Source organism: Promineifilum sp. (SeqCode) (genome assembly GCF_041918635.1).
In the GTDB taxonomy this organism is placed as follows: Bacteria; Chloroflexota; Anaerolineae; order Promineifilales; family Promineifilaceae; genus Promineifilum.
The window spans coordinates 1-5,940 of sequence record NZ_JAYRVJ010000551.1 but is presented as its reverse complement, the minus strand read 5'-3'; the positions used below and the strand labels follow the sequence as shown (position 1 = coordinate 5,940).

The 5,940-nt window shown below is 63.5% G+C and carries 6 protein-coding genes; 1 reads left to right on the top strand and 5 read right to left on the bottom strand.

Features of this window, described 5'->3' with window-relative positions; translation table 11 throughout:
• From ACE3UY_RS16565 to ACE3UY_RS16545, 5 genes are all read right to left on the bottom strand, one after another.
• On the bottom strand, window positions 1-449 hold a 449-nt coding region (locus ACE3UY_RS16565; RefSeq protein WP_374688600.1), incomplete at its 3' end, for a family 43 glycosylhydrolase.
• Between the two features lie 4 nt (window positions 450-453).
• Window positions 454-1,542: a glycoside hydrolase family 43 protein gene (locus ACE3UY_RS16560; protein ID WP_374688599.1), complete on the bottom strand. Its 1,089-nt coding sequence runs from the start codon at window positions 1,540-1,542 to the stop codon at window positions 454-456.
• Between the two features lie 19 nt (window positions 1,543-1,561).
• Window positions 1,562-2,449, bottom strand: a complete 888-nt coding sequence (locus tag ACE3UY_RS16555) for a carbohydrate ABC transporter permease (protein ID WP_374688598.1) — start codon at window positions 2,447-2,449, stop codon at window positions 1,562-1,564.
• Window positions 2,450-2,493: 44 nt separating this feature from the next.
• Window positions 2,494-3,441 carry a carbohydrate ABC transporter permease gene (locus ACE3UY_RS16550; RefSeq protein WP_374688597.1) on the bottom strand — a complete coding sequence of 316 codons (948 nt, stop codon included), beginning with the start codon at window positions 3,439-3,441 and terminating at the stop codon, window positions 2,494-2,496.
• Between the two features lie 122 nt (window positions 3,442-3,563).
• A complete protein-coding gene (locus ACE3UY_RS16545; protein ID WP_374688596.1) occupies window positions 3,564-4,952 on the bottom strand; it encodes an ABC transporter substrate-binding protein in 1,389 nt (462 codons plus the stop codon).
• A 335-nt stretch (window positions 4,953-5,287) separates the two neighbouring features.
• Here ACE3UY_RS16545 and ACE3UY_RS16540 point away from each other — a divergent pair.
• The coding region (locus ACE3UY_RS16540; RefSeq protein ID WP_374688595.1) for an ArsR/SmtB family transcription factor at window positions 5,288-5,940 on the top strand (653 nt) is incomplete at its 3' end.

Sequence of the window (5,940 nt, the reverse complement as noted above, 5' to 3'; positions counted from 1 at the left end):
TGGTGCTCGAGGAAGTCGGTGGCGTAGAAGAGGTAGCGGCGGCCGTCCCGCGCGGTGAAGACGTGGGCGTCAATGGCGAACGGCTCGCGGGTCAGGCGCACCCCGGCGTCGGTGAACGGCCCGGCCGGGTCGGTCGCCGTGGCGACGCGGAGGTGCATGGTGGCCTCGTCGCCCACACTGTAGTAGAGGTAGAAGCGGCCGTTGTCGTAGCTCACTTCCGGCGCCCAGTAGCACGAGTGATCCCCCGACAGCGGCGCCATCGCCCCGCCCATCTCTTGCCACTGCGCCAGGTCGCGCGAGCGCAGGATGCCGAAGACCCGCCCGTCAGGCTGAAAACCGGTGCAGTAGGCCCAGTATTCGCCGCGAAACTTCAGCACGAACGGATCGGGGAAGTCGCGGGCGAAGACGGGGTTCTGGTACGTCACGCGGCGGGTCGTGGCGACGGGCATGGCGCTAGGGAACGGGTTGCGGTTCAGTCGTCGGGCCGTTGATGACGGGCGTGTCGCCGTCCCACGTCAGGCGATCCAGCCACATGTAGCGCGACCCGCCGCGCGTGCCGGAAGACGTGACCTGCCAGGCGTGATAAGCCATCCACGGCTCGCCGTTCTCATCCAGGATGATCGTCTGGTGCCCCGGGCCGATCACCGGCGTGGAGCCGTCGGTCACGCTGCTCAGGATGGGGTTCTCCGGCGCGGCCTCGCACGGGCCGAGGGCTGACTCGCAGCGCGCGTAACCCACAGCGTAGGGCGGGCCGGCATAGTCGTTGCCTGAGTAGAAGAGGGTGTACTGGCCCTCCTCCTGCCACATGGTCGGCGCTTCGATGACGTGCCCCTCCCAGGCGTGTTCGTTGCGAATCAGCCGCGTCGGTTCGCCCACCAGGCTCAGGCCGTCGGGGCTCATCTCCTGGACGTAGATATATGTCGGCAGGCTGCAACAGTTGCCGTCGTTCTTCCAGTAGAGGTAGAGCGTGCCGTCGGCGTCGCGGAACGGGCTGGCGTCGATGGAGCCGCCCTCCGCCACCTGGCAGACGAGGGCCGCGTCGTTGTCGTCCTTGTACTTGCCCTCCGGCTTGTCGCTGACGGCCACGCCGATGCACTGCCGGTCGGCGGCCTTGTCGCGGGCGGTGAAATAGAGGTTGTAGCGGCCGTCGATCTCGATCACCTCCGGGGCCCAGACGTAGCTGCCGCCCAACTGCGCCCAGGAGGGCAGGGCGGGCATGGCGTCGGACTGGTACTCCCAGTTCACGAGGTCGGTCGAGGTAGCCAGCGGCACGTTGCGGCTGGCGGCGTTGGTGGAGAAGGCGTAGTAGGTATCGCCCACGCGGATGATGCCTGGGTCGGCGAAGTCGCGCCGGATAACCGGGTTCTGGAAGGTCTCACCCTCAGCGGGGGCTGCCGTTGCGGCTTCACCGTCGGACGGGGCCGCGGTCGCCGCCGGCGCAGTCGGCTCGACGGCCTCGCCGGTCGGGGGTGACGTGGACTGGCAGGCTGCCAGCAGGAGTAGGAGCAGCCCGACGAGAAAGCCGGCCGAGTATCGTTTCATCGAAGACGCCATAGTCCTCTTAGCCCTTCAGCCCCGTCGTCTGCACGCTCTCCACGATGTAGCGCTGCAGCAAGATGTAGAGGAGCAGGATGGGGACGGCCGTGATGGCCGCCCCGGCCATCATCTGGCCGTACTCCGACGTGTAGGCCCCCTGCAACGTGCGCAGGCCGGGTGGCAGCGTCAGCAGCGTCCGGTCTTTCAGGATGAGCAGCGGCCAGAGGAAGTCGTTCCACGCCCCCAGGTAGGTGATGATGCCCAGCGTCGCCAGCGCCGGTTTGGCCAGTGGCAGGGCGATCTGGGTGAAGGTCTGGAACTGGGTGGCCCCGTCGATCTGGGCCGCCTCTTCCAACTCACGAGGTAGCGACTCGAAGAACTGGCGCATGAAAAAGACGCCGAAGACGCCGGCCAGCGCCGGGGTGATGACTCCCAGGTAGTTGTTCAGCCAGCCGAGCCGGGCGATGGTCAGGAAGTTGGGCACGAGGAACATCACGCCGGGCAGGAACAGCGTCGCCAGCAGCAGCGCGAACAGCGCGCGCCGCCCCCGAAACTCCATCCGCGCGTAGGCGTAGGCGGCCAGCGAATCGACGGTCAGCACCAGCAGCGTGATCGCCCCGGAGAGGAACAGGCTGTTCAGGAACCAGCGGGCAATGGGCAGTGTGTCGTTGTTGAGGATCTTCTGATAGTTCTCCCAGGTAAACGTCAGGGGAATCCAATGGATTTCAGGCAAGAACCATTGCGACTTGGGCTTGAACGACGTGGATAGCATCCACAGCAAGGGCACCAGGATCATGAGGCCGATGAAGATCAGCAGCAGCAGGAGCAGGGTGTTGTTGATGAGCCGCCTGCGCCGCATCCCCCCTCTTGCCTCGTCGTGACTTGTCTGAGGCGTTATGGGTTGTGTAGTCATGGTCTCTACCTCCTCGGTTGCGGGATACCATCCCGCGTTACAGGCTACTCGCGGGTCCGGAACAGCCGGAAATTGGTATAGGAGAACAGGATCATGATGGTGGCGACGATGAAGGACATAGCCGCGGCCATGCCCAACTGGTTGCGCTCGAACCCTTCGCGGTAGATACGCAACATGACCGGCTCGGTGGAACCGCCGCCTGTGGCCTGCGCCGGACCGCCGCCGGTCATGAAGAACGGCTGCGCGAACAGGTTGAAGGAGGCGATGATGGTGATGATGATGACGAACACCAGCACCGGCCGCAGGATGGGCAGCGTGATGGAGATGAATTGCCGCCAGTTCGTAGCCCCATCGATGGAGGCCGACTCGTACAGGTGGCGGGGAATGTCTTGCAACGCCGCCAGCAGGATGATCATGTTGAAGCCCACCGTCCACCAGATGGTGATGAGCACGATGGAGACCCAGGCCCAGGGCATGGTGGACAGCCAGCGCGGCTGCGGGATGCCCAGTTGCGCCAGGTAGTAGTTGACCAGACCGCCCTGGCTCTGGAAGATCCAGAAACCGAGCAGCCCGACGACGGCCGCCGATAGCACCCAGGGCGCGAAGTACAGGCCGCGAAAGAAGTTGCGCCCTGGCACACTGGTATTCAGCAGCACCGCCAGCAGGAGAGGGATGATGACCAGCGGCGGGACGCTGTACAGCACGAACTCAAGCGTATTCCCCAGGGCGTTCCAGAAGACCGGGAACTGTATGCTGCCGGGCGTGAACAGCTTCACGTAGTTGTCGAACAGGACAAACTCTCTGGCCTCCGGGCGCAAGAAGTCGAACCGGAAGAAGCTGGTAAACAGACCGTAGAAGAACGGATAGGCCACAAAGACCAGGAAAAAGATGAGGTGAGGCCCGATGAACAGGTAAGGCACAAGCGTGTTGCCGGTGCGGCTGTGGAAGCGCCGCTGCCCAACCTGTTCCGCCGCGGTGGTTGTCGCCGCCATGAGACTCCTCCGTCTTAACTCCCAACTCTCAATTCTTAAATCAGTCCTGAGCGCCCCGTAACGCAGCCAGGAATGGCTGCGCTACGGGGTCAAACTCTTAACTCCTAACTCTCAACTCTCCATCAACCGCCCGGCGCTTCGCCATAATTATCGCGGTTCTCAGTCAGAATCTGGTTGGCGCGATTGGCGGCATCGTCGAGGGCGGCCTGGATGTCGGTGGTCGTGCCGGCCATCAGCGCGGCGACGGCCTCGTCCAGCGGGGCGAACGCGTCGGTAATGCCCGGCACGGACGGCGGGAAGAACACGAACTCGGCCCCGGCGGCGATGGACGCCTGCGGCTCGATGGCCTTGAACTCGTCGCTCTCGCGAACAACGTTGTTGGCGGGCAGCTGCCCGGCCTGAGCCCAGGTGACCGAGTTATCCAACAGGTACTTGATGAACTGGCCGGCGGCGGCGTCCTTACACGGATCCGGCTCCGTCTGCGTGGGCAGCGTCAACTGGTGCGAGCCGCCCCAGACGGCCATCTGCGTGCCGATCTGCGGCACGGCTGTGGCCCGGCCGTCAAACGCGACGCCCTCGCCGGTGACGTTGGTCGTCTGCCAGATGCCGTTCCAGATCAAGCCGACCGTGCCGCCCTTGAAGGCGTTCAGTTCGGCGTCAACTTCCAGGTTGGGCTGCGACCAGTCGCGCTGCGCTTGCAGCAGCCACTCCATGGCCTGCACGCCCGCCTCGCTGTTCCACGCCGCTTCGGTGCCGTCCTCATTGAACGAGGTGCCGCCGAATTGGTAGAGCAGCATGTCGAAGATCTGGCGAATGGGGAAGCCAGAGGTGATCATGAAGCCGTTGTTCGTGCCGTCGGTCAGCGCGCCGGCGATGGCGGCGAACTCCTCGGCGTTGGTGGGCGGGGCGTCAAAACCGGCCGCGCTCAGCAAGTCCGCGTTGTAGAACATCGTCATGGGATGGATGTCCAGCGGGATCGAGTAGCGCTGTCCGGCCACTTCGCCGGCGTTCCACACGTCGGCCGGGAAGCTGGCCCCGTCGATGCCGGCCTCGGTGACGACGTCGTCAATGGGCCGCAAGACGTTGCGGAAGGCCTGGGTCGCCACCTGGTCGGCGTGAACGATCGCCACGTCGGGCAGCGTGTTCGACGCCGCGGCGGTTCCTAGCTGGGTGTAATACTCGCTCTGGGTGGTCATGACCACCGAGACGTTCTCTTGCGAGGCGTTGAAGGCCTCGACCATTTCGCCCATGAATGGGCCGTCGGGGCCGGTGAAGGGGTTCCAGTACTGGAGTTCGACGGGGCCGCAGGAGGAGGTATCGGCGACTTCTTCGGCGGCGGGTTCTTCAGCGGCCGGCTCCTCAGCCGCGGGTTCTTCAGCCGCAGGCTCCTCGGCGGCCGATTCAGTAGCAGCCGGCTCCTCAGTGGCTCCTCCGCCACCGCCGCAGGCTGCCAGCGACAGCACCATCAGCAGACTCACAACCAAGAGAATCCAACGCTTCCAACTTTTCATCTCTTACTTCTCCTTACCGGATCTGATTGTTAAAACGAGAGTGGATGGTTCGATGTAATAGTCAAAGGTCAATTTGTCTTGAAGATAATTGCATCACCCCCTTTGTGTCGGCCAAGCCTTTTGGCCTTGCCACTGCGACATTTGTCGCAGTTGAACCCGTTATAAAGCATATTAGCACTAACTAGAGCACTCTGTCAAGAGTTAATCTATCGGATTCGTACAAATACTGCGAGGGCGGCGTGACAAATTTACCTGATTGCCAAGCCGCCAGGATGCATTACAATAGGTATTTATGTTTTAGTGCGCCCATTTATGCTGTTGTAGAAGGTCAAAGTATGGCTGAGTTCACAACCCCGACCGGCCGCGTTTTACGCCTTGAGCTTGACAACGACGACGGCGCGCCCGAGCTTATCTTGAAGGCGCTCGCCTCCGCCCCACGCCTGAAGATATTGGCGCTGCTCAGTTCCCAGGTTCTGAATATCAGCGAGATCGGCGAGGCGTTGGATCTACCCGCCTCGACGGCGACGTTGCACGTGAACGCGCTGGAGGAGGCTGGCCTGATCAACACCGAGCTGCGCCCGGCCACGCGGGGCTTGCAGAAGGTGTGCGCCCGCGCCTACGATGTCGTCGTTGTGGAGCTGACCCGTGGGGACACGGAGCAGGTCAAGAGCGTCGAGGTCGCCATGCCCATCGGCGCGTTTGTCGATTGTCAGGTGTCGCCCACGTGCGGCCTGGCCAGCAGCACCGGCATCATCGGCCTGTTCGACGACCCGGCCTCCTTCTTCGAGCCGGGGCGCGTTAACGCGCAACTGCTATGGTTCCACAACGGCTACGTGGAGTACCGCTTCCCCAACCGGCTGCCGCCCAAGGCGACCATCGAGAGCGCCGCCATCAGCCTGGAGCTATGCTCCGAGGCCCCGCTGCACCACGAGGATTGGCCCTCCGATATTACGATGTGGATGAACGGCGTGGAGATTGGCACGTGGAC

Bases quoted from the DNA above. Each gene is read 5' to 3' on its own strand.
- ACE3UY_RS16550 (WP_374688597.1), bottom strand. From the start codon at position 3,441: ATGGCGGCGACAACCACCGCGGCGGAACAGGTTGGGCAGCGGCGCTTC.
- ACE3UY_RS16545 (WP_374688596.1), bottom strand. From the start codon at position 4,952: ATGAAAAGTTGGAAGCGTTGGATTCTCTTGGTTGTGAGTCTGCTGATG.
- ACE3UY_RS16555 (WP_374688598.1), bottom strand. From the start codon at position 2,449: ATGACTACACAACCCATAACGCCTCAGACAAGTCACGACGAGGCAAGA.
- ACE3UY_RS16560 (WP_374688599.1), bottom strand. From the start codon at position 1,542: ATGAAACGATACTCGGCCGGCTTTCTCGTCGGGCTGCTCCTACTCCTG.